Below are 22,649 nucleotides of genomic sequence, written 5' to 3'. Positions count from 1 at the left end.
GAGCAGGATAGCGCAGCGACAAAGGCCTGTCGGGCGAACCCCGAAAGCCCCGAGAAGCGCAGGGAACCCCGCGCAGCGGGGCAGCGCCTCCGGGTCGCCTTTCTTTTGGTTCCTTTTCTTTGGCGACGCAAAGACTCATTCGCCGGGAGCGGATGAGGTGCGCTAAGCGAGCCGAAGGCCGAAGACCAGGGAGGGTCTGAGCCAAAAGGGACTCGCCCAGGAGGGCGAAACAGGCCGTTATGCATCGCTACAGGCAATAGCGACTAGGCTCAGGCCGTCGAATATCACCTCCCGCCAAAGCACCATAAGCCTTTATTAAGCCTCTAATTAACCCGAAATCCGAACGAACATCCCTCGGTATCCCTCAAATCCCGCCCCCGCCCTCATAGGGCACCGCATAGAGAGGAGTCGAGCATGTCCGACATCGTTGAACCCATCGCCGCCTGGTGCGCGGCAGCTATAGAACTGATCGGCATCGGCGTTATTTTGGTAATGTCTCTGTACGCCCTATGGTTGGCGGTGCTAAGCGTGTTCCGAAAAAGCGGCGAGGAACCTACCTTTCTCACCGTCCGGATTCGCCTAGGGCGCGGCATCTTGCTCGGTCTGGAGTTCCTCATTGCAGCGGACATTATCCATACCGTGGCCATAGAGCTAACCTTTACCTCGGTAGGCGTGCTCGCCATTATCGTGCTCATCCGCACGTTCTTAAGCTTTGCCTTGGAAATCGAACTCACCGGGCATTTACCTTGGCAAGCGAAAGAGCGAGGACGAACGCTAGGCCGAGGATGAGTCATTCGTTCGTTACTTCATTAACCTTCTGATTATTTTTACTTGCACTACGCGCACACTGCCTGTAGTCTAAGTGCCAGTTACTAGCTTTCCTCTGCCGATTTCCCGTCGATTACGAGGCTCTGCCTCGCCTTCCCGGATCTCCAAGAACGACTGATTAGGACTACCCGAGCGCCCTTCACGCTGGGAATGTCATGCACGACCTCCCTTTTGATCGCGCCAATCGATTAATCATACGGCAGCGCTGGCTTATATAGCCTGCGATTGCAAACTTTGAGAGTAGATTTGACTATGAAATCCATTTACGTCGGTAACCTCCCCTTCACCGCCACCGAAAACGAAGTACGCGACCTGTTCGGCGCCTATGGAGACGTTGACGAGGTCCGCTTGATTACCGATCGCGAAACCGGCCGTCCGCGCGGCTTCGCCTTCGTCAAGATGAACGGCGAGAGCGCCGAGCGAGCCATTAACGCTCTGAACGGCACCAACCTCGGCGGCCGTGACTTACGGATTAACGAAGCCCAGCAGCGCTGAGCCTCGTATGAATACTTGCCCCTCGCTACGGCGAGGGGCAAGCTCTAGCCTACTAGGATAGCCGTGGCGCATGCTTGCCAATCGCCGTTAGCACACCCCTTACTCTACAACCCGCAGCACCTCCCAGTGCGGAGTTCCCGAGACGACGTAAGGCTCTAAATCCTTACTCCACTGTTTATGCGACTCCAGCGTCGCAAGCTTACCCCAGGCCTCGTCAAGCTCCTCTAGGCTATCGATCTCGATTTCCGACTGCACCGTCGACTCCGGCGCCCCGAGCGAACCGGTATAGACCCGCATACGATCCGGCGGCCACCCTATCTCGCGGCCTACCTCGTCGCTCCATTTCTTCATCGATTCGATAACCTGTGGCTTATAGCCAAAACGGGCTTCGATCGTCCATCTCGCAATCATCATAGGAGCCATATCCTCCATTCACACCGCCACACTGGCGGCGGCATAGGCCAAATGGGGATACATCGACGACCGAGCAAGCACCACCGCGCAACTGGAGGCCGAAGCCGAACGGGATGCTAAAGGCATACTAGAAGGACAGCAGTTTCACGATCGCAAGGACGGCCATTCCAACAGCAAGAACCAAAGGGAGCCAAGGCTTAGGCATATTCGCTTTCAGCTCATCAAGCGCCGCCCCACAATCGACGCACAATTCCTCGCCCTCTCTCACCGGAACTTTCTCGCAAGACGGGCACATCCCCTGGTCCTTCCCTGCATTATCGATATTCATTTTCTTTGTTCCTGCTGTCGCTTCGATTGCCAAACATCATACAACGTTAATACTTAAAGGCTCTAATGCCCATCTAAATGGTCACTTCCGCAAGGACAAACCGGCCCCTGCACTTGACTGTTTACGACTGCGAAAATCTAACGGCGAGTAGCCGGTCCAGCGCTTGAAAGCACGATGGAACGCACTGGCTTCCGAATAGCCCAGCAAAAACGCAATTTCCGCAACCGTCAGCCGCCCCTCTTGCAGATAGCGCTCAGCCAATTCGCGCCGAACGGTATGCACAACCACCCGAAAACTGGTCCCTTCCTCTGCCAACCTTCGATGCAGCGTACGCGGGGTAACATGCAGCCTTGTCGCGATCTTATTCAAACTTGGCCGAAAGCCCGTATGCTCGTTAGCAAGCTCTCGCTGTATCTTATCGGTATAGGTCTCGCCAGCCGGCAGGCGCTCCAGCAAAGAGGCAACCTGCGCCTCGACGATCTGTTGTAGGGCAGGGTCTGCGGTGGGTACGGGCGCCGTTAGTAGCGACCGAGGAATCACCAACTCGCTACGTTCGCGGTCAAACCGAAGCGGCGCATCGAACACGCGACGGTATTCGGATAGATCCGCCGGTTCCGAGTGAGGAAAGCGGACTTCTAACGGAGTCCAGTTAACGCCTGTTAGGCGCCGAAACCCGGTCAACCATACCGTTACGACAAAATCGGATACCGGCCGCGGCGCGCCTCCCGGCAACGGTAGCCAATGGCTAAGGACAGCCTGATCCTCCTGCTCCTGAAGGTCTATCCTCGCAGCATCGTGCAGTACGCGATTGTAGCGGATAAGGCGTTGAATACCTTCGCCTAACGTAGCACTGGTGGCCAGCGCATACTCCAATACGCCGAATGCCCCCGCGCCGACACCCTCCGCAACGTGTAAACCGATATCGGGGTCGTTCACCCATTGGGCGGCCGTCTCCCAGAGCGCAATAGCCGTTTTGTGAGGAATACGCGCCTCCGGATCCCCCAGCGCGACGCTGTTCGGGTCGGTACCCGTAGAACGCATAAGATCCTCGGTGTCGTACCCCTTCTCGCCGAGGTAAGTAAGCAGCGGTGCCACTGCTCGGACGGACAAGGACACGGGCGATCGGCGGGTCGTGTTGCCAACGTGGCGAGAAAGGTCAGTACTTTTGTCGATACGAGTCATTCCTGGAACGCCTTACCGTCGCTACTCTCACTGCGTGCTGACCTTCCCTGCTCCAGCAGGGTTCGAGCCAACGCTCGATAGTCGCTGAAGACTGCGGGCCAAATTACTTTTCCGGTTCTTCTTCAAGCTAAATAGCGGCAGCGCTCCCCGCGTTACGAACCGGAACGATAGAGGACATTATGTTAAAGAGATTATCGCAACAAGCCCTCACAGTAGTCACCGCCAGCCTGCTTGCCGCGCCGGCTGCGGCGCAATGGGAGCTGGAAGCCGATCCGTTCGCCTATGCGGTAAACGGATTCTCGGCGCATATAGCCCATCAACTGTACGACGGCTCAATGCGGGTACAGCTTGGCGTATTCGGCGCCGATGTGCCGGAATTTTTCCACGGGGACGACGACTTCGATTTGCGTGTCCGCGGAGTAACCGCAAAGGCCGATTATTTCTTTTCGGGCGTCACGCAAGGCATATTTGCCGGGCTCGACGTCGACTACTCGCGGACGCGTTATCGGCTAGAGGAGACGCGCGAGACGGCCCACCAAAACGGTTGGGCCGTAGGACCCCGCATCGGCTACCGCTTCGAATTCGGCAATCACTTCTACGTCACCCCCTGGGTTTCGCTTAGGTACCATATTAATCAAGATGACATCGTGATATCCGGCCAACGCTACCGGGAGGATCGCTATTCGATCTTTCCTACCGTGCACCTAGGCTGGCGTTTTTAAGGAAACGCTGAACAGTTTCCTTGCCCCTCTGCGGGCAGTCAGTCATGCCATCGGGCGCGCACCCGCCCGGTGGCGGCGCCTTTTCCGCCCCGTCGTCCTTCGTTAGAATATAAGCAATAAAAGAAGGATCCGGAATGCCCGCCGTCTACACTTCCTACTACTACCGCCGGGTTGCCGCAGGCCCCTTGCCCAAAGGCAATCAACACTTCAAAGCACCCGGTGGAACATTCACGCCAGAAGCGATCACCATCCAACTCCCGGGCGAAGCGAAAGAGTTTCTCTTCGCTGGGCTGCTTGGCGCCCTCGTCATCGGCACCTGGTCCTGGATTGCTTTATTTATCGGCTACGCTGCGGCATATCCTATCGATTGGCAAGACATCCTCCTGTTTTCATCGGTTCTTTTATTTATTGCACCGACAGCGGCCATAACAGGACGAAGCTATTGGACACAAAGCCGGGGCCAAAAAAAAGTCAAAACCTGGCTCACCTTCGAACGAGAAAGCCGCCAAATAAAAATATTTCGAAAGAAAAAACTGGTCGACACAATAGAATGGGAAACCGCGAAGGGATACATCGATATACTCAGCCATGCACAGCGTAGCAGCGTGGAAGGCATTTTGATCATCGAACACACAGAGAGGGGCAAGCAGGAGATTCAACGGACGGAGCTAATCAGCTCCTCGCGACTTACCGAACTGTACGCGATCTGGCACTGCTTATGTGCATTCATGAATCCGAACTCGGTTTGCCTGCTGCCCGAGCATGAGAAAGATTTATTTGGCTTTACCTCGCAGCTACCTCCAGCTAGCGCCTACCGCCCACTGGTTCAAAACCTCGTGTGGAAGGCCGGTTTCCATAGCAACACCTTCCAGTAAGCAAGCTCGGCCTCAGGAAAATACCGACATAGCATTAACAGCAGCTATCAGAACAAACAGCAAAGAACCGGCAGCAAACGCTAAAACATCGCTCTCGCGTTTGCTGCCGGTTAGAACTAGCAGAAACCAAGCCACCATAAAGATCCCAAAAGCCCACAATGCGTTTTCCAGGGCAAAAGATAGCGTCAAGCTCGCGAAACCACCGAGGTTGAGGTAATCATCTATATAAGAGATCAGCATCGCTAAAGGGAACAGAAAGATCATTCCCCACAACGACAGTCTGAAGGCATGGTCGACATAGCCGAGCTTATCTAGCTTCGACTTATTTATTACAGCAACTTTCGCCACTTAAAGATCTTCTCGTGTCTTTGCTTTGTTCGTAACGACATGAAAGTCCAAGTCTGACTAACCGGCCGACCTTACACGGCCTCAAGCAAACATCGACAGTCGGATACTACGGGTGCTCTTATCGAGGCGCTGAAGAATGTACCCCAGCGCCTCGGTGATTCTACACGATTAGCGACCTAATACGTCGGCGCGGACACTATCGCAAATAGCCTCCACGCGCCCTATCAAGCCCGAGGCGACTTCAAGCTCCTGCAAGGTCTCGCGTAGATGCCCGACCACCGCATCGAAATGCTTCTCGCCCATGCCTTGCTCGCGTGCTCGGGAGTGCGCGCTGCGCAAACCCTCGCCGCTATAGTTCGCCGGACCGCCGAAGGCCATCGTCAAAAACGTCTTTTGTTTCCGAATCTGACGCTCCATATCGGTATCGGCAAAAACGGCGACAGCAAAGGATCGCCCAACACCCGCCGATAGAAGTTCTCCACCGTGGCGTCGACGGCCGCTGCACCGCCAAGCTGATCATATAGGGACGCTTCCTTAGTATCGGTTGCTACTGTCACAGTCAACCTCCTTCCATGTTGTTGTAATGTTTTTTTGCATAAGCTGCGGTCCTTACAACGGGCGGCGGCGTCCCGCCGCTGCCGTCACAGGCCGCGGAAAGGGAAGAAAACCCAGTGGGTTCGGCAACACATCAAGACACGACTCTGAGTGCTCGCGCACGAACCTCGCGCGGCGCCGTCACCGCTGCTCTGCCGCCGAGCACGCGTTCGTAAATGAGGTATAAGCGCTCTTCTTCATCGGAAATCCGCTTACCCAACGCGGCCATGATTTGCTCGTGCTTATCAAGCGCCTCCTGCCCCCTCAGGCGTCCGACCGTCACCTCGGCAAGATAGCGATTTACCGCTCGCGCGATCGCCTTCATGCTATCGCGAAAGTTTCGCCAGACCTCGGGATCGTCGGTAACCAAGTCATCCGCTACATCTTCAAGCGAATCGTAAAAATAGCGCTCAAGCAATAAGTGCCCGGCAAATATTGGCTGTATTTCCTCTCGCACAAGCCGGGTAGGGTCTTGGCCGTGCTCAAGCTGAGAGCCTAGTTCGGTAAATAGCCTCACTAGCTGGGCATGATCCTCCCTCAGCTTCGGAACGAGATGGGGATCGTAGCCGTAGTTACTGTGGATATTAGACGAGGCGCTTGAAGCGCTTTTAGCTGGCTGCGTGTCTTGCTGGTCGACGCGGCGAGCGCGCGTAAAGAAATTCAAGATCCTGCGGAACACTGTCCTTGTCCCCCATTTATTTTTCATTTTTTCGAAACATTTGCTATGACGGGCCAGAGGTTAGATACGATACTCGCCTGTCGCGCTCTTCAATAACAGCTTATAAAACCATCTTTGTCAACTTTAAAAGCACAATGCTTTCAGTATCTACAGAAGCTAAAAAGCAGCGCAATATATTAATAATCTAACACTTCAAAACCACAAAAAAGAGGGATAAAAGCCAAAAACGGGCAGCTCTACGAGCACGCAACATTCCCCATAAAATACAATCGTTTCCTTAACAGAGCGCGACCGCGAGCGATATCGCATACTGCTTCGGCAAGCTAAAACACTTCGGCTTGCGCGCAAGCCAACATCCTCAGCCGCCGGCGAGCGCCAGCAGCTTAAGAAAGTGTCGATCGAACTGATAGTGCACCCACACGTCATCTTCGCGCGGTTCAAAGCGCATTGCCGCAAGCACTCGGACCTCCGACCAACCCTCGCCTTCTTCTCCAAGCTGAAGCGGTACGATCAGTAACTCGTCGAAGGCCGCGCTAAGCAACTCCTCGTCGCCACCAAACACCGCCAACAGCATTGACTGATCCAGCACCGCCGGACCACCCGCCACGGCCTGCGGGTTGCTATGCAGCGTCCTTGCCAGTCGCCATGCAGCCTCTGAAATAACAACACGCACTGAAACGATCTCCTTACACGGGAGTTACCAGCTACGATGCTACGGTTCCCCACCAGGTGGCAATGCAGTAGTGCTCACCGCCGGCAAATAAAAGTGGGGCGGTTGCTCGCCTTCCTCAATCGCCTCTCCAAAGGGCATTACCATTAGCGAAAACGTCGTCGCCATAGGGGTGCGGAAGACGGTGGCCGTTGGTCTATGCAAACGCTGAACCTAGTCTTTCAGCCAGCTATCACACACCTGGCTGGCACGCTAGGGTAAATAATGCCGATAGGGAAAAGAGCGTGGTTATAGCGACTCATACTCCACTGGCTATCGGCACAAATTATGTCTTGCAAATAGAGAAGGGAGTATTTCTATGTCCCAGCAAACGCATATCGAAAAGGAAACGAACCGTGGCTTTAGCTGGCCGCCGATTAGCAACCCTGCGGCGGTTACACAACGCAAATAAACCCAAAAAGGAGGGGTTCCGCCCCTCCTTCCATAGCGATAAGACCAGGGGGATTCACTATGAGCGCTCTGGGACACCTGACACGTCTATTCGGGAGCGATGATTTTGCTATCCTTGCCGACGACAATCGCTTTTTGAACTTTGCGGCCTCTCAGGGCCTCGCTGTACAAAACCTCAACACCGTCGATCATCTACCCGAGAACTCCGTCATTCTTGCATTCTCTGAAGAGGCCGGGCAGAAAGTCTCCCAACTGGCCTCCAAGCAGAATGGCATTCGAGTTGTATTCTGCGCTAGCCACGTTTTCGATCATTCGCTATCGGCTGCGATATACACCCTGCGGCTTATAATGCAAAGCGACTTCGTTGGAGCAATCGATCGACAACAGGAAGTCATGCAGATGCTCAATGCCGCAGAAACGATCACCTTCGAAGGAAAGGGCTCAAACGGCGTTGTTCATCTAGAACCGTCGGAGCCACCGAACGGGCTAAAGAGCGCGTGTTTCAAAGATGCTTTCGTCCTCTCGGTCGCAGAATTCTTTGAAGTGCACTACTCCCACGTAAACCCTGAGCACCCCCTCCCGTTCCAGCTTTCGGGAACGTTATCGGTCGATGGCATCCTGGCAGCAATGCGCCCCGACGGCTCGACCCCATACGAGGACGCCCCGCAGGACGTTAAACGGCTTATCCAAGAGGTGGCGCTGGCGCAAAGCGCAACGCTCGATGTCGAGAAGAGTCGTATTCGTTCGTTTAAAGTAAACGGCACCGAGCGGGGCGATCTGCTTACAGCCCTTGCCGGCGCCAGAGGCGTGCAACTCACGGAATTTGCCGTTGCTGTCAATTCAAACATAGTCCATGCGGTCGACTATACGATCAACTCACAGTTGAACGAGGGGGTTGAGGGTATACACGTCGCCATCGGCGACGGTTCGGCCGGCTATCATGTCGATTTTCTATGTGCCGGGGTTGCCGTTCGACCCAACATTCATCAGGCAGCGCAGACGGCTTAGCCAAAGCGGAAAGGGCGGTGCAGACCGCCCTCCTCTCACCTTGAAGCTATGAGAAAAACCTGCAAGCAGCCGAAAACTCTGAAACCTGCACGGCGATACAAGTTTGCCGCCCCCGCGGTCGATGTCAGAAACAAAAGGGGGATACCCCGACGGAAAATATCCTCAGCAAGCAGACTCACACACGCATAAGCATAGCCTTTCCGCCTGGCTGCCGGTTTAGTCGCGACCCAGTCGAGCGTCGCACTCGTTTCTGAGCGTAACGATATGGCAGACGCCATCGGCGCCCCTTTCATGTATCCCAGGCAGCCATGCACGGTCTCTGGAAAGGTATCTACGCTAGCAAAACAGGCCTGAGCCTCACCGTCCGGGTAACCAAATGCATCGGCGACAACGGCAACAAGGTCTTTAACCTCCGCGGCCGATGTAATGGATTGGAGGCGCAGCTCTGGCGGACTCGGCACCGAAACAGGTTGCCGGCATACCATCCTAGGGCCAGCACCAAGTAAATGCGCCTTTCTTTCGACCAAGGCAGCGCGAAGATCACTCTCGTCATCGCGGCATAGCACGGTGAACGACCGTTTTTTAGAACCAAAGAAGCCGTCTGCATAATCAAGAAAAAGGTGGGCATTCACATCGGGTATGCGACGAACAGCCACATTTCTGACCGGTACGGGATAATCGGTAGCGCCGGCTATAAATAAGCCGATATCGTTGTTGCGTATAGCGACCGGCTGCTCCTGCCAAGCTGCCTGGGCGGCCAAGGCTGCTACCAATGCCTGATCCGCTATTTCTTGCTCGGTATCCGAGAGCCTTTTCTCAATTTCCCAAGCTACAGCAGCGCCTTGAATCATCTCCGTTACTCTTCCTAGCGAACGGCTAATACGCCTTCACGTTCAGATTTGCCGGTTCAGAGAGCGGGCACAAGGCGCCGCAGCGGCGGAAATAGCCGTAAGCCGAATTCCGCCGCCCCTGGCGTTCCCCGCTACGTGCGGATGGCGTATCCGGCCTCCTGCAGGGCGGCAATAACATCGGCGAGCGAGCGGTCGACCTCTTCGTCGCGTAACGCCCGGGTTGGGTGCCGAAAACGCATTCGAATACCGACACTCTTATACTGAGTGGGAATGCCCTTCCCCTGGTATACGTCGAATGGCGCGACATCAAGCAAATACGGCCCCGCAGCTTTCCTAATCACCGCTTCAAGCCGATCATAAGGTTCGGCACCAGCAGCAAGGATCGATAAGTCCCGCTCTGCCGAAGGTTGTCGGCTGTACTCGGCAAATGTCTCTGGCCGCCCAAGCAACGGCAAATCAAGCTCTGCCATAAACGTTTCGCTAATACCGTAAGCCTTCTCAATCTCCGGGTGTACTCGACCGGCAATGCCTACCCGCTCTCCATTCCATATCACGGCACCTGCTACCCCCGGATGCAATCCAGGTATAACCTCGGGCTGTATGACCAAAGCAACCTTAGCGAGATCGGCCAATTGCTCTAGAATCCCCTTGAGAACAAAGAAATCGCTGCGGCGCCCCTCAAACGCCCCTTGCGTCCCCCATTCGCCACGCAGCAAAAGCCCTAATCTCTCGGTTTCCTGTTCGGTAAACACACGCCCAATCTCGAAAAATGCCACCGCAGGCCATTCTCGGTTGGTACGGGCAGCGGCTAGAAGTCCGGGGCGGAGCGACGTTCGCAAAACATTCCGTTCAGCACTTAGCGGACTCTCAAGCACCACTTTGTGCGGTTGCGCCCCCGCTTGCTCCAACTCATGCGCACTGACGAAAACGTAGTTCATGATCTCCTGGAACCCCATCGACGCAAGCCGCATTCGAAGGTTTCCGTAAGTCACATCGGCGAGGTCGGGAACGAAAGGAATGGTCGGGAAGGTCTCCGGGATGTTCTCGTACCCGTATAGCCGGGCTACCTCCTCCACCAAATCTTCTTCTAGCGCTAGGTCAAAGCGCCAGCTCGGCGGACGGACGCTCCAGTGCCCGTCAGATGTGGTGCGAACCACACACCCCAACCGCTCTAGGTATTTCTTCTGAACGTCCGATTCGACGGCCAACGCAGTGAGAAAGGGCACCCGCTCCGGTCTGAAGCGTATTTCGGACCGCTGCCGAGCAACGCCAACATCGTAGTACTCTGAGCGAGCCTTCCCTCCGCTTACCTGTTCAATCAAATGGGCCAAACGAGCCGACGCGATCGGCGGCAAATTCGGATCGGTACCGCGTTCGAACCGATAATGCGCATCGGTGATCAGCTTATGACGCTTCGCGGCTTTTCTGATCGTCACCGGGTCGAAGTGCGCCACCTCCAAAACAAGCTGCTGAGTGGACGGGCTAACACTAGACTCGGCGCCGCCGATAACACCAGCCAACGCAACCGGTGTGTCGGCTCCAGAATCATCGCGCGCTGCGACGACCAAATCCTCCGGAGCAAGTTGAAGCTCCTGCCCCCCAATCGCAGCAAACTTCTCCTCGGCATGTGCGCGCCGTACGGACAACTTCGCGCCAATCCGCTCCCTGTCGTAAGCATGCGAGGGCTGGCCAAGCTCGAAGGTCACCAGGTTGGTCGCATCAACGATATTGTTGCGAGGCGTTAGCCCAAGAGCAGCCAGCCGCCGTTGGATCCAGAGCGGGCTTGGCTTAATACGAACGTGGTCGATAATCCTCGCCGTAAATCGGGGGCACTCGACGGCATCCTCTACGTCGATACTTAGAGCCTCGGTCGCCTCTTCGCACGCCACCCCAGGATCGACACCCTGCGCTGGATGCTTAATGGCTACATCCAGCTTTGCCGCAAGATCGCGCGCCACACCAAGGAGACTAAAAGCATCGGTGCGGTTTGGCGTGAGTTCTAATTCAAGCACCGTCTCAGCCGGCCAAAGCTCGGCAAGGAGCGCTCCGGCCTTCGCATCGTCCGAGAACTCAACCAAGCCCCCCGAGTAGTCGTAAAGACCAAGCTCCTTAGGGCTACAAAGCATTCCCTCACTGTGTAAACCAGCTATCGACTGCGACTTTACTGCCTCGGCGCCTCCCGGCAATACAGCGCCCGGCAAGGCAAGGGCGGTCCGCATGTTAACGTAGAGCCCCGGCGCCCCGCAGACAACGGATCGGGAACGGGAGCCATCGCTCACGCAGACTTCAAATAACGTCGGGTTTTGCTCCAACGGGCGAAACGATTGAACCTCGGCAACGACAACAGACGCGGGCGCTGCCGGAATCTCGTCGATGCCCTCAACGCTAAGACCCAAACTATTCAGCAAATCCGCAGTGCTATGAGGCGATGGCAGGCCTGGCACAATGTCGCTTAACCAGCTATACGGAATTCTCACAACCCACCTCGCAGCTGCCGCAGAAAACGTAAGTCGTTCTGGTGGAAGTAACGGATATCGGGAATCCCGTAAGAGATCAGTGCGAGGCGCTCGATCCCGAAGCCGAAGGCAAACCCGGTAAACCCTTCATAGCCAACCGCACGAAAAACGTTCGGATGCACCATTCCGCAACCGCCAAGCTCAAGCCACTCCGACTTCCCCGTGCGTGGATTTTCCCACCAAATCGCAAACTCAGCCCCCGGCTCAACGAATGGGAAGTACGACGGTTGCAAGCGTGTCTTAATGCCATCTCCGAACAACGCCGTAGCCATTGTGCTAATGGCGCCGCGCAAATCGGCCATAGTTATGTGGGTGTCGACGACCAGCGCCTCTAGCTGATGAAACTGCGCCTCATGGGTAACATCAACCGCCTCGTTGCGGAATACTCTTCCCGGTGCGACCACCTTAAAAGGCGGCTTGCGATGTTTCATATACCGCACCTGAACAGGGCTCGTATGGGTACGAAGCAGCCTCCCGTCCGTCGTCCAAAACGTATCCTGGGTGTCTCTTGCCGGGTGCTCGGCAGGGAAGTTAAGCGCCGTGAAGTTATAATAGTCCGTCTCTAGCTCGGGGCCTGTCACCACTTCGTATCCCATGGTACGGAATACCTCTAAGAGACGGTTAATGACCTGCGTCAAAACATGCAGCCCCCCAGTAGGAAGGCGATAACCAGGCAGGGTGACGTCAACGCGATCTCGCGCCAGCGACGCCTCTAGTTCGGCCGCCTCAAGCTCGGCTCTGCGCTTCTTGATCGCATCTTCAATTTCTTGTTTAAGCGCGTTTATCGCCTGCCCCTGAATCTTTCGCTCCTCAGGATCAAGGCTACCTAGCGTTTTAAGGCGTTGCGTTACAAGACCTTTCTTGCCTAGGTACTTCACTCGTACTTGCTGAAGCGCATCGAGATCTTCGGCGCGTTGGACTTCCTCTACGGCTTCGGTCTTCATTTCGCCACTCCCGAGATCAGGCTATAAAGACCGACAACCAACCCGTCGCCATCCAATTTGCTCATCCGTGACAAGACTTCACTCCCCTTCGAAGGTAGGTATATGTCATAGCAGCTAACATTAAGCCGTCCGGCGGGAATCTATCAAGCAGCCCTCTAACGAACGCAGACAATACAAGCCGCGGATACGCAAACGCCCCGGCGATAACGGTAGGGCGTCGTCGCTCCATGCGCGTCAAGAACGGCCACTCTAAAGGATCGCTCAGATCAATCCGGCTTGAAGGGCTCTGCTTACAGCTTGCGCCCTATTTGTAACATCCAACTTCCGGTATATGTTTGACAAATGGAATTTAACGGTCGACTCGGACAAGCTCAGCAGCATGCCGATATCCCACACCGTTTTACCGGCCGCCGCCCACTTCAACACTTCCATCTCGCGCACCGTCAGCGGACTAGGCGAAGCAACGATTAACCCTTTTGCAGCAATGTGAAGCGCAGGCACCAGACTATGCAGCGCATAGTATGCCCCCCAACGCAGGCTCCGGTTCGACATCGCTAAAGAGCATACGGTGGTTACTCTCTCTTCCTCATGGTGGGCAGGCTCAACGTAGGAGTAGGCAAATCCATCGTTAAGCCCATAATCATTCGCCGCTTCGATAAACCGATCCACTCCCGGTATCGTTACCGCCTCGAACGCATCGCTCCAGCCATACGCCCCTTCGCCGCGCGATGCGAACAAAAGAACGGGGTCCAATCGCTGAAACTCTTGTTTTAAATACTCGTTAACCCAGCGAGCGCTGTAGCTTACGTTGATGACTTGGTGCAGCCGCGACTCTGCCTCAAACTTCAGCTGACACACTATGAGGCCGTCGCAAACCGTCAATTCTTGCAACCACCGCAACGCAGCTCGCACAGCCCGGTCGTCACGGTCACGCAGGCAATTTGTAATATGCATGACCAGGCCCTGAAACTCGCTGCCCTTTAGATCGCTCGGAAGCTCAAGCGTGGCATCCATACCAGCTACCCCCATAAGCGTAAGACCTAATTTAATGACAACACATCAAATCTCACTTTCAACCTAACCGAACGGCTAGGGCGGATCGCCTTTCTCATTACCGGTTCAGCAGACCGAGCAGCTATCCACAATCGATTGCTTTACATAAAAAACCAAAGACGCAGGATGACACTACGAGCTTCCGCTGGGCGGGCGACCCTGCGATAGCGCCTATCGCGACCGAACAGAAGTGCGTCGATTAATCCTGAGCCAACCCCTAGCCCGGTGCTACCGTGCTGCGATAAAAATAGCCCCCGCCAATACACACCTACGTTACAAAAGGCTTTCCAGCACTTCGATGAGTCGGGGATCAGAGGGCTTCGTCCGGCTGGAGAACGCCGCCACCACCTCGCCCTCACGGGAGACAAGATATTTAAAGAAGTTCCACGCCGGCGCCCTCTGCTCGCTGGCAAGGCTTGCGAACAACGGATGAGCGCTTTTTCCGCGGACACTGATCGGCGCATACATATCGAAGGTCACGCCGTAATTGATATAGCAAACCTCGGCGGTCACTCCCTCCTCAGAGGCCTCCTGACGAAAATCGTTAGATGGAAAGCCAAGTACGGCCAAGCCCTTGTCTGCATACTGCCGATGCAGCGCCTCAAGATCTTCGAACTGCGAGGTAAAGCCACAGCGGCTCGCGGTATTCACTATCAGCAAGGGCTTACCTTGATAGCGCTCGCACAAATCTACGACTTCATCCGTATTCAGCGCCCGCATTTCATGTTGCAGTATTTCCGGACAGGTCTCGGCCTGAGCGGCAGTCCAGGCAAAAAGCAAAACAATTAAGAGAATTCCGCGCATAGGTCCTCCTGACTGGGGCGGATTGCTTCCGCTAATGCTGGGGATTGCCTAAAGCATAGCGAGGTCGAGACAAAAAAGGGCTCCTAATAGCCGACCGAGATTACCGAGAGCGTAATGCCGGATACCTCAAGAAAGATAGTCCTTTGTCCGCGACATCGCCAACAGCCCAACCGACCAGACCGTCGCCGAAACAATCATCGCAATGGTGCGTAAGCTCGCCGCTCACCTCCGAAGCTCTGTTCCGCCACTCCGTACACGATGCCTTTTAGCCAACGGTAAGTTGCGCCTAACATCCCCAAAGGTATCAAATAACGATACCTATAATTTTCGTATTGCCTCATACTCGATTCCCAACAAGAATGCCTCCACCACCGAACACGCCAGAGGCATTCAATGATTGATTTCAGCGCCAAAATCGTTCGCATTGCCACGCTCTCGCCGCCCCCGGTTGGCTGCGCTTCATACGCTGGCCACAGCCCCCAGCAACCCAATCCCGCTCCCTTGCTGCAGGCATAGCAACAACCTTCGCTCTACCCGCTGCGGGACCAAAGAAGTCCGCGCGCGGCAGCGCCCCAAGAATAAGAGACAAGCGCACATGGCTACCGATCACTATCAGCTGAACGACTACCTGTCGCAGCTACTCGACATCTACCCCATCGAGCAGCTCTACGACCGCCTAGAAAACCGCCGCCATCCTGCCAAAGCGCGCCTGCCGTTAAGCCCGCGCTGCAAACCGGCACTGGTCGAACGGCGCTGGCAAGCCGTAGGCGGCGACGCCAAGGTGCGGGAACAACTGCTGGATACGCAAACTCGCGCCGACATGGAGGCCTATCGGGCCAACATCGAAAACTTCATCGGCACCGTAAAAGTACCGGTAGGCATTGCCGGACCGCTACGCGTCAACGGTCTGTTCGCGCAGGGCGATTACTTCCTTCCCTTAGCCACCACGGAGGCTGCCCTGGTCGCCTCCTACAACCGTGGCGCGCAGCTCATCACCGAAGCCGGCGGCTGCGCGGCGATGCTACTCGACGAAGGCGTCAGCCGCGCGCCTGGCTTCGCCTTTGCCAACCTTCGCGAGGCCGGAGAATTCGCAGCCTGGGCCGTGTCGTCGCTGAACGAACTCAGACAAGTTGGGGAAAGCACTACCCGCCACGGCAAACTCAAAAACCTGCGCCTCACCGTGGAAGGCAATCACGTCTATCTGCACTTCGAATTCGCCACCGGCGATGCGGCCGGCCAAAACATGGTCACCATCGCCACCGAGGCAATTTGCGCGCACATCCTCGCGCATGCGCCGGTCAAACCGCAGTACCACTTCATCGAGGCCAACCTGTCCGGCGATAAGAAGGCCAGCGCGCAGTCGTTTCTCGGGGTGCGCGGCCGTAAAGCGACGGCCGAAATACACCTCCCCCGCGAATTGGTAGAAAAACGCTTGCACACCACGCCGGAGTCGATGGTGGACTACTGGCGCATGTCCGCTCTGGGCGGGGTAATGAGCGGCACCATCGGCGTGCACGGCCACTACGCCAACGGCCTGGCGGCCCTCTACATCGCCTGCGGTCAAGATGCCGCCTGCGTGGCCGAATCCGCTGTCGGCGTCACTCGCTTCGAGCTGACCGACGACGGCCTCTACGCCGCCGTTACCCTACCCAATTTGATCGTAGGCAGCGTCGGCGGCGGCACCGGCCTGCCTAGCCAAGCAGCCTGCCTCAGCATCCTTGGCCTCAAAGGCCCCGGCAAGGCACGCGCTTTAGCCGAAGTAGCCGCCGGACTCACCCTCGGCGGCGAACTCTCCATCATCGGCGCCCTCTGCGCCGGCCACTTCTCCCGCGCGCACAAGGTACTCGCCCGTGACCGCAAAGACAGCTGATTCGACAACCCTGCTCGGCCGCTGGTGGCAGTATCAGCGCGAGCGTTTCCCACTGCACGCCCACCTGCCGCTGATTGCGCTGGTCAGCCTAACGGCGCTGAGCTACTCCGCCGCTCTGCGCGGGGAACCAGGGCTGCCTGCCTTGGCACCGCTGCTGGCGACAATCATCGGCACCTTATTGTTCTTTCTCTGCCTGCGCATCGCCGACGAGTTCAAGGACTACGCCGACGACTGCCGCTATCGCCCCTACCGAGCCGTACCGCGCGGCCTGGTCAGCCTACAAGGGTTAGCGAGGCTGGGCGCGATCGCCGCTGCAACGCAAGTCGTGCTGGCACTTTGGATTACCCCGCTGCTGCTGCTCCCGCTGTTGCTCGCATGGGCCTACTTGGGACTGATGAGTAAGGAATTCTTCGTTGCCGAATGGCTGAAGGCGCGCCCGTTCGCCTACTTGTGCTCGCACATGCTCATCATGCCTCTGATCCTGCTGTACGCCACCGCCTTCGATTGGCTAGCCGCAACGGAACATCCATCTGCCTGGCTCGGCATGTTTCTGCTGATGAGTCTTACCAACGGCGTCGTACTCGAAGTCGGCCGCAAGCTTCGCGCGCCGGCAGACGAAGAGCCGGGCGTGGACACCTATTCGGTCGTCTGGGGCCGGCGGCGCGGCGCACTGGTATGGCTGGCGGCAATGACGACAACCGCCATGCTCGCCACCGCGGCGGCCGCTCCGTTCAACTCTGCTGGAGCCACGGCCGTCGCTCTAGGCAGCCTGCTACTGCTCGCCGGCTGGGCGGCGGGGCGCTACATCCAGCGCCGCCCGCAACGCCCGTTGGCTCGAACCCCTTTCCGCGCTCTGGACGCTGGCCGTCTATTCGGCCCTGCTCTTCGGCGCCCTGCAATGGGAGATCCAGGCATGAACTACCTCCGGTTTCCGACCGACGCCGCCCCGCTCGCAGAACTCGGCGGCAAGGCGTTTGCACTACAATCCCTGCACGGCAGCTTACCCATCCCTGCGTGGTTTGCGGTCACGCCCGAGGCTCTATTGGCAAGCCTGAGCGACGCGCAGCGAGCCCTCTTGGCCGACGGCAACCCAAAAGCGATTGCCGACGCCGTCAACGCGCTCGAACCCGCCGCCGAGCTGCAATTGGAACTGATGGCAGCCCTGACCCGGCTCTGCCCCTATGGCGAGCGGGTTGCGGTACGCTCCTCGGCGGTCGACGAAGACGGCGCGCAACATTCTTTCGCCGGCCAGCTAGACAGCTACCTGTTCGTCGCTCCGGAAGACGCCGCCGACCGAATCGCCCGCGTATGGCGCTCCGCCTTCGGCGAACGCACGCTTGCTTACCGCCACGAACGGGGCCTACCGGTCGCACCGCGACGCCGGCGGTACTCGTCCAGCGTATGGTAGACGCCGACACCGCGGGCGTTGCCTTCAGCGCCGACGCCGTTTCCGGCGCGCGCGGCAGTGCGGTCATTGCCGCCGTTTACGGCCTGGGTACCGGCTTAGTGTCCGGCGACATCGATGCGGATACCTTCCGCGTCGACCGCACCGGCCGAATCACCGAAACGACTGTGGCCGATCAACCGGTTGCGTATCGTATGGCGCCCGCAGCGGGGGAAGGCGTCGCACCGGAGCACCTCCCTGCAACCCTCGCCAACCAGCCGGCACTAACGGACGCGCAGGTACGCGAGGTTGCCGCACTGGCCCGCACCTGCGAGCGGCACTTCGGCTGTCCGCAAGACATCGAATGGGCCTTTGAGGACGGCCGGCTGTACCTGCTGCAATCCCGCCCCATCACCACTCTCGCTCACCTGCCCGACCCTGACGGCGAACTTAATATCTGGGATAACAGCAACATCGCCGAGAGCTACAGCGGCATTACGACACCGCTCACCTTTTCCTTTGCGCGCGGCGCCTATGAAGCCGTATACCGGCAGTTCTGCCGCTTAATGCGGGTACCGCAACACCGGATCGAGGCCAATCGCACCACTTTCCGCCGTATGCTGGGGTTAATCCGCGGTCGGGTTTACTATAATTTGCTGAACTGGTACCGGGTGCTGGCCCTGCTACCTGGCTTCACCGTCAATCGCGGCTTTATGGAACAGATGATGGGCGTGCGCGAGAGCCTACCGCCGGCCCTACTGGCCGAGCACAAGCCGCCCCGGTTCAGAGACCGTCTCGTCGACAGCCTCTATTTGACCCGCAGCCTCGGCGGCATCGTCAGCAGCTGGCTACGCCTGCCTGCCCAAACCCGACACTTTCAGCAACGGCTGGAGCGCGCGTTGACACCGCCGACCGTACCGCTGGAGCAGATGCGCCCGGACGAACTGGTGCGCCATTACCACGCGCTGGAAGCGGAGCTGCTGGAGCGTTGGGACGCGCCGCTGGTCAACGACTTCTTCGCCATGATTTTCTACGGCACCCTGCGCCGCCTCAGCAGCCGTTGGTGTCACGACGACAACGACAGCCTGCACAACGACCTGCTGGTCGGCGAAGGCGGCATGATCAGCACCGAACCGGCCCGTTGGCTTCGGGTGCTGGCGGAGCTGGCCCGGCAAGCGCCGGCGCTGCCACAGACCTTAGCCGAGGGTTCGCTGCCGCAGATACGCCAAGCGATCACCCAACATACGGCGTTCACCTCGACCTACCAAGGCTATCTCGACCTCTTCGGCGACCGTTGCCTCGACGAACTGAAACTGGAAAGCCCCACCCTGCGCGACGATCCGCTGCCGTTGCTGCGTGCGGTCGGGCAGTTAGCGCAACGTGCCGACGGCCAGGGTTTGGAGAACGTCGCACTGACAATCCGCACGGCCGCGGAGCAGCGCGTCGACGAGGCCCTAAAGGGGCATCCACTGCGACGCTGGGCGTTCCGCTGGGTGCTGCGACACACCCGCGCCCGCGTGGTCGGCCGCGAAAACCTACGCTTCGAACGCACCCGTGTCTTCGGCCGCGTGCGCCGCATTTTTATCGAACTGGGGCGCCGCTTACACGCCAACGGCTTGCTGGAGACACCGCAGGACATCTTTTACCTGGAACTGGAAGAGGCGCTGCGCTACACCGACGGCACCGCCACCTGCACGGACCTCAAAGGTTTGATCGCCATCCGGCGGCGCGAATTCGAAAGCTACCGCACGCTGCCGGCACCGGCCGATCGCTTCGAAACCCGCGGTTTAGTAGCACACGGCCAGGACTACCGCAGAGAGACGCCCGCCGCCGCGATAAAAGGCGACCTCAAGGGCCTGGCCTGCTGCCCAGGCGTAGTCCGCGGCCGAGTTCGGGTGGTACGCGAGCCGCGCGATGCCGTCATCCGCGAAGGCGAGATCTTGGTGGCCGAACGCACCGATCCGGGCTGGATCATGCTGCTCTCCGCCGCTAGCGGCATCCTGGTCGAGCACGGCAGTCTGCTCTCCCACGCTGCCATCGTCTCCCGCGAACTGGGTATTCCCGCCATCGTCGCGGTAGCGGATATTACCCACGCACTGACCGACGGCGAGTGGATCGAGATGGACGGCGCCAGGGGCGTCATCCGCCGCCTGGGCACAACCGCCGAGGAGGCCGCCTGATGCGCAGCGAAGTCCGACAACACGCCGATTTCTCAGCCGTCCGCTACGCCCAGTGCTGGGAGGACGCCGATATCCTGCTGACCGCACTGGACATCCAGCCTGGGCAGCAATGCCTGTCCATCGCCTCTGCCGGCGATAACGCCCTGGCCATGCTAAGCCGCGGCCCGGAACGCGTCGTCGCGTTGGATCTCAGCGCCGCGCAGCTTGCCTGCCTGGAACTGCGCGTCGCCGCCTACCGAGAACTGGAACACCACGAGCTGCTGGGGCTCATGGGCTCGCGCCCCTGGCGCGACCGGGCAGCGCTGTACCGCCGTTGCCGGACAGCCCTCACAACCGATACCCGCCGATTCTGGGACACCCAAGGGGCCGCCATCCGCCAGGGCATCGGCAGCGCAGGCAAATTCGAGCGCTACTTTCGCCTGTTTCGGCAGCGGGTCCTGCCGCTGGTTCATTCCAGCGACCGAGTAGCAGTGCTACTGGCGGGTGGCGATCGCCACACCCGCCAGCAGTTCTACGACAAGCAGTGGGATAGCTGGCGCTGGCGACTGTTATTCCGCCTGTTCTTCTCCCGCTTCGTGATGGGGCGGCTAGGGCGCGATCCGGCCTTCTTTCGCTACGTAGAGGGTAGCGTCGCCGACCGGCTGCTCGCCCGCACCCGGCACGCCCTCACGGCACTCGACCCGGCGGAAAACCCTTACCTACACTGGATCCTCACCGGCGAGCATGGCAGCGCACTGCCCTACGCCCTACGGCAGGAAAATTTCGACGCCATCCGCACCAACCTGGACCGCCTTGAATGGCACCGATGCTCCGTCGAGGAATACCTGCCGCGGCTTGAACCCGGCACGCTGCACGCCTGCAACCTTAGCGACATCTTCGAATACATGAGTTCGGACGCCCAGGAACAGCTCCTGACCCGCCTGCACGAAGCCGGCTGCCCGGGCGGTCGGCTGGCCTACTGGAACATGCTCGCCCCTCGCTGCCGGCCCGAGTCGCTGGCCGATAGGCTGCATCCGCTCACAGAGCTTGCCGACCGGCTGCATACCCAGGACAAGGCGTTCTTCTACAGCCGCTTCGTAGTCGAAGAGCTCCGGTAACCAAGGAACAACAACCATGAATCCCTGGCTCGCTATCGCATCCGTTCTCGGCGCCCTGGCTGCCCTCGCCCTGGGGCTGTGGCTCTGGCAGCGCCGTCGCAATCCGCACCCGGAGTTGCTACGCAAGCTTTTCCATGTCGGCGCGGGCGGCATCACCCTGAGCTTTCCCTGGCTATTCGACAGCGCCTGGCCGGTGCTGCTGCTCGGACTGCTAGCCATCGCCGGCCTCGCTGCCGCCAAGCTCTTCGCCCGGCGCGGGCAAGGGCCAGGTACGGTACTGCACGGCGTAGCACGCGACTCGTTGGGCGAGATGTATTTTCCCGCCGCCGTCGCCGGTCTCTTCGTCCTCGCCGGGGAAGAACCGCTGCTGTACGTGGTGCCGCTTTTGGTGCTGACGCTGGCGGATGCCGTCGCCGCCCTCGTCGGCGTGCGCTACGGCCGCGCCCGCTACAGCACCAGCGAGGGCGAGAAGAGTGTGGAAGGCTCCATCGCCTTTCTCATGGTCGCCTTCCTCAGCGTGCACATCCCTTTACTGCTGTTCAGCGAACTTGGGCGACTGGAGACGCTGCTCATCGCCGTCGTCATCGGCCTGCTCGTCATGCTGCTGGAGGCCGCCGCCTGGCGCGGGATGGATAATTTATTCATCCCGCTGGGTAGCTATCTCCTCCTACAAACCTACTGGGAGGCCGGCGCTACGGATCTCGCGCTGCTACTGCTGGTGACGGCGGCCCTGGTGGGGTTCACCTGGTGGTGGCGTACCCGCACCACGCTAAACGACAGCACCGCACTGGCCGCGGCGTTGATCGGCTATCTCATTTGGGCCATCGGCGGCTGGACGTGGCTGATACCGCCGTTGATCGTGTTCGTCGGCTACGTCTGGCTGTCGCCGCGCACGGAAGCCAACAGCGCGAGCGTGCATGGGCTGCGAGCCCTGCTAAGCGTCGCCGCACCGGGACTGCTATGGCTGACGATCGCCGCTCAGACGGCACGGCCGGAACTCATCTACCCTTACACGCTGGCCTTCGCCGCGCAGCTCGCCATCATCGGCGTTGCCCGCCTGCGTCATCAATACCCGGAGCGCAGCCCGCAACAAGTGTGGGCCGGTAGCGCCTTCAAAGCCTGGATATTCTTATTGCTCCCGTTCGCCGCGCTCGGCCTGCTGGAGATCGTCGGGCCGACGGCCGATTACCTACTTGCCGCACAGGTACTGCTCGGCGGAACGACGACCCTACTCGCCGCCGTCGCGTTCTCGCGCCTACAACCGGGCCTAGACGACTGCCCAACCGACACCCCGCGCTGGCTGCGGCAGGCCGGTATCGCCGCCGCCGCATCCTCACTCGGACTCATGGTGAGCTGA

General features: G+C 58.6%; 21 protein-coding genes and 1 pseudogene. 10 read left to right on the top strand and 12 right to left on the bottom strand.

What is annotated here, in order from left to right; genetic code table 11:
* The first annotated feature begins 414 nt into the window (after window positions 1–414).
* A complete protein-coding gene (locus tag CAI21_RS19040) occupies window positions 415–789 on the top strand; it encodes a DUF1622 domain-containing protein (protein ID WP_116303749.1) in 375 nt (124 codons plus the stop codon).
* Window positions 790–1,080: 291 nt separating this feature from the next.
* On the top strand, window positions 1,081–1,323 hold the full coding sequence (locus CAI21_RS19035; RefSeq protein ID WP_116303748.1) for an RNA recognition motif domain-containing protein: 243 nt from the start codon (window positions 1,081–1,083) through the stop codon (window positions 1,321–1,323).
* Window positions 1,324–1,422: 99 nt separating this feature from the next.
* Here CAI21_RS19035 and CAI21_RS19030 read toward each other — a convergent pair whose 3' ends face one another.
* From CAI21_RS19030 to CAI21_RS19020, 3 genes are all read right to left on the bottom strand, one after another.
* Window positions 1,423–1,737: a hypothetical protein gene (locus CAI21_RS19030; RefSeq protein WP_116303747.1), complete on the bottom strand. Its 315-nt coding sequence runs from the start codon at window positions 1,735–1,737 to the stop codon at window positions 1,423–1,425.
* Window positions 1,738–1,864: 127 nt separating this feature from the next.
* A complete protein-coding gene (locus CAI21_RS19025) occupies window positions 1,865–2,065 on the bottom strand; it encodes a hypothetical protein (RefSeq protein ID WP_116303746.1) in 201 nt (66 codons plus the stop codon).
* A gap of 81 nt (window positions 2,066–2,146) precedes the next feature.
* A complete protein-coding gene (locus CAI21_RS19020) occupies window positions 2,147–3,247 on the bottom strand; it encodes an AraC family transcriptional regulator (protein ID WP_116303745.1) in 1,101 nt (366 codons plus the stop codon).
* A 179-nt stretch (window positions 3,248–3,426) separates the two neighbouring features.
* On the opposite strand from CAI21_RS19020, the gene CAI21_RS19015 reads away from it, so the two are divergent.
* On the top strand, window positions 3,427–3,969 hold the full coding sequence (locus tag CAI21_RS19015) for an autotransporter outer membrane beta-barrel domain-containing protein (protein ID WP_116303744.1): 543 nt from the start codon (window positions 3,427–3,429) through the stop codon (window positions 3,967–3,969).
* A 134-nt stretch (window positions 3,970–4,103) separates the two neighbouring features.
* Window positions 4,104–4,844 carry a hypothetical protein gene (locus tag CAI21_RS19010; protein WP_116303743.1) on the top strand — a complete coding sequence of 247 codons (741 nt, stop codon included), beginning with the start codon at window positions 4,104–4,106 and terminating at the stop codon, window positions 4,842–4,844.
* A gap of 12 nt (window positions 4,845–4,856) precedes the next feature.
* On the opposite strand, the gene CAI21_RS19005 is transcribed toward CAI21_RS19010, so the two are convergent.
* From CAI21_RS19005 to CAI21_RS18990, 4 genes and pseudogenes are all read right to left on the bottom strand, one after another.
* On the bottom strand, window positions 4,857–5,192 hold the full coding sequence (locus tag CAI21_RS19005) for a hypothetical protein (protein WP_116303742.1): 336 nt from the start codon (window positions 5,190–5,192) through the stop codon (window positions 4,857–4,859).
* 168 nt (window positions 5,193–5,360) lie between these two features.
* Window positions 5,361–5,674, bottom strand: a pseudogene (locus CAI21_RS24255) (group I truncated hemoglobin).
* Between the two features lie 206 nt (window positions 5,675–5,880).
* Entirely contained in the window at window positions 5,881–6,303 is a 423-nt protein-coding gene (locus tag CAI21_RS18995; protein ID WP_147305176.1) for a hypothetical protein, read from the bottom strand.
* A gap of 520 nt (window positions 6,304–6,823) precedes the next feature.
* Window positions 6,824–7,138 carry a hypothetical protein gene (locus tag CAI21_RS18990; RefSeq protein ID WP_116303740.1) on the bottom strand — a complete coding sequence of 105 codons (315 nt, stop codon included), beginning with the start codon at window positions 7,136–7,138 and terminating at the stop codon, window positions 6,824–6,826.
* 507 nt (window positions 7,139–7,645) lie between these two features.
* On the opposite strand from CAI21_RS18990, the gene CAI21_RS18985 reads away from it, so the two are divergent.
* Window positions 7,646–8,593: a CgnE/CgnB domain-containing protein gene (locus tag CAI21_RS18985; RefSeq protein WP_116303739.1), complete on the top strand. Its 948-nt coding sequence runs from the start codon at window positions 7,646–7,648 to the stop codon at window positions 8,591–8,593.
* 35 nt (window positions 8,594–8,628) lie between these two features.
* Here the strand turns inward: CAI21_RS18985 and CAI21_RS18980 are convergent, their stop codons facing one another.
* The 5 genes from CAI21_RS18980 to CAI21_RS18960 form a co-directional block, all read right to left on the bottom strand.
* Window positions 8,629–9,444 carry a GNAT family N-acetyltransferase gene (locus CAI21_RS18980; RefSeq protein WP_116303738.1) on the bottom strand — a complete coding sequence of 272 codons (816 nt, stop codon included), beginning with the start codon at window positions 9,442–9,444 and terminating at the stop codon, window positions 8,629–8,631.
* A gap of 131 nt (window positions 9,445–9,575) precedes the next feature.
* Window positions 9,576–11,921, bottom strand: a complete 2,346-nt coding sequence (gene pheT, locus CAI21_RS18975) for a phenylalanine--tRNA ligase subunit beta (RefSeq protein ID WP_116303737.1) — start codon at window positions 11,919–11,921, stop codon at window positions 9,576–9,578.
* Window positions 11,918–12,904, bottom strand: coding sequence for a phenylalanine--tRNA ligase subunit alpha (gene pheS, locus CAI21_RS18970; RefSeq protein ID WP_116303736.1), 987 nt, complete (start codon window positions 12,902–12,904; stop codon window positions 11,918–11,920). The genes pheT and pheS overlap by 4 nt, the downstream gene beginning before the upstream one ends.
* A gap of 261 nt (window positions 12,905–13,165) precedes the next feature.
* Window positions 13,166–13,933, bottom strand: a complete 768-nt coding sequence (locus CAI21_RS25280; protein ID WP_116303735.1) for a helix-turn-helix transcriptional regulator — start codon at window positions 13,931–13,933, stop codon at window positions 13,166–13,168.
* Window positions 13,934–14,230: 297 nt separating this feature from the next.
* On the bottom strand, window positions 14,231–14,761 hold the full coding sequence (locus tag CAI21_RS18960) for a glutathione peroxidase (RefSeq protein WP_116303734.1): 531 nt from the start codon (window positions 14,759–14,761) through the stop codon (window positions 14,231–14,233).
* 595 nt (window positions 14,762–15,356) lie between these two features.
* Between CAI21_RS18960 and CAI21_RS18955 the strand changes: the two genes are divergently transcribed.
* Genes CAI21_RS18955 through CAI21_RS18935 form a run of 5 tightly spaced genes read left to right on the top strand, consistent with a single transcriptional unit; the run spans window position 15,357 to window position 22,649 of the window.
* On the top strand, window positions 15,357–16,631 hold the full coding sequence (locus CAI21_RS18955) for a hydroxymethylglutaryl-CoA reductase (RefSeq protein WP_116303733.1): 1,275 nt from the start codon (window positions 15,357–15,359) through the stop codon (window positions 16,629–16,631).
* Entirely contained in the window at window positions 16,612–18,039 is a 1,428-nt protein-coding gene (locus tag CAI21_RS24240; protein WP_220348854.1) for a PEP/pyruvate-binding domain-containing protein, read from the top strand. Before CAI21_RS18955 ends, CAI21_RS24240 begins: the two co-directional genes overlap by 20 nt.
* A complete protein-coding gene (locus CAI21_RS18945; RefSeq protein WP_220348852.1) occupies window positions 17,940–20,195 on the top strand; it encodes a PEP/pyruvate-binding domain-containing protein in 2,256 nt (751 codons plus the stop codon). The genes CAI21_RS24240 and CAI21_RS18945 overlap by 100 nt, the downstream gene beginning before the upstream one ends.
* Window positions 20,195–21,292, top strand: a complete 1,098-nt coding sequence (locus tag CAI21_RS18940) for a BtaA family protein (protein ID WP_116303732.1) — start codon at window positions 20,195–20,197, stop codon at window positions 21,290–21,292. Before CAI21_RS18945 ends, CAI21_RS18940 begins: the two co-directional genes overlap by 1 nt.
* 16 nt (window positions 21,293–21,308) lie before the next feature.
* The gene (locus tag CAI21_RS18935; RefSeq protein ID WP_116303731.1) at window positions 21,309–22,649 is read left to right on the top strand and encodes a diacylglycerol/polyprenol kinase family protein; all 1,341 of its coding nucleotides are present in this window, start codon (window positions 21,309–21,311) and stop codon (window positions 22,647–22,649) included.

This window comes from Alkalilimnicola ehrlichii (genome assembly GCF_003399765.1).
Taxonomy (GTDB): domain Bacteria; phylum Pseudomonadota; class Gammaproteobacteria; order Nitrococcales; family AK92; genus AK92.
The sequence above is the reverse complement of the archived record's forward strand: the minus strand, read 5'-3'. Positions and strand labels throughout refer to the sequence as shown.

Coding starts and splice junctions, on each gene's coding strand:
- CAI21_RS19025 (WP_116303746.1), bottom strand. CDS start 2,065: ATGAATATCGATAATGCAGGGAAGGACCAGGGGATGTGCCCGTCTTGC.
- CAI21_RS18955 (WP_116303733.1), top strand. CDS start 15,357: ATGGCTACCGATCACTATCAGCTGAACGACTACCTGTCGCAGCTACTC.
- CAI21_RS18985 (WP_116303739.1), top strand. CDS start 7,646: ATGAGCGCTCTGGGACACCTGACACGTCTATTCGGGAGCGATGATTTT.
- CAI21_RS19020 (WP_116303745.1), bottom strand. CDS start 3,247: ATGACTCGTATCGACAAAAGTACTGACCTTTCTCGCCACGTTGGCAAC.
- CAI21_RS19010 (WP_116303743.1), top strand. CDS start 4,104: ATGCCCGCCGTCTACACTTCCTACTACTACCGCCGGGTTGCCGCAGGC.
- CAI21_RS18945 (WP_220348852.1), top strand. CDS start 17,940: ATGGCGCTCCGCCTTCGGCGAACGCACGCTTGCTTACCGCCACGAACG.
- CAI21_RS18935 (WP_116303731.1), top strand. CDS start 21,309: ATGAATCCCTGGCTCGCTATCGCATCCGTTCTCGGCGCCCTGGCTGCC.
- CAI21_RS19015 (WP_116303744.1), top strand. CDS start 3,427: ATGTTAAAGAGATTATCGCAACAAGCCCTCACAGTAGTCACCGCCAGC.
- pheS (WP_116303736.1), bottom strand. CDS start 12,904: ATGAAGACCGAAGCCGTAGAGGAAGTCCAACGCGCCGAAGATCTCGAT.
- CAI21_RS18940 (WP_116303732.1), top strand. CDS start 20,195: ATGCGCAGCGAAGTCCGACAACACGCCGATTTCTCAGCCGTCCGCTAC.
- CAI21_RS19040 (WP_116303749.1), top strand. CDS start 415: ATGTCCGACATCGTTGAACCCATCGCCGCCTGGTGCGCGGCAGCTATA.
- CAI21_RS18980 (WP_116303738.1), bottom strand. CDS start 9,444: ATGATTCAAGGCGCTGCTGTAGCTTGGGAAATTGAGAAAAGGCTCTCG.
- CAI21_RS25280 (WP_116303735.1), bottom strand. CDS start 13,933: ATGGGGGTAGCTGGTATGGATGCCACGCTTGAGCTTCCGAGCGATCTA.
- CAI21_RS19030 (WP_116303747.1), bottom strand. CDS start 1,737: ATGATGATTGCGAGATGGACGATCGAAGCCCGTTTTGGCTATAAGCCA.
- CAI21_RS19035 (WP_116303748.1), top strand. CDS start 1,081: ATGAAATCCATTTACGTCGGTAACCTCCCCTTCACCGCCACCGAAAAC.
- CAI21_RS18960 (WP_116303734.1), bottom strand. CDS start 14,761: ATGCGCGGAATTCTCTTAATTGTTTTGCTTTTTGCCTGGACTGCCGCT.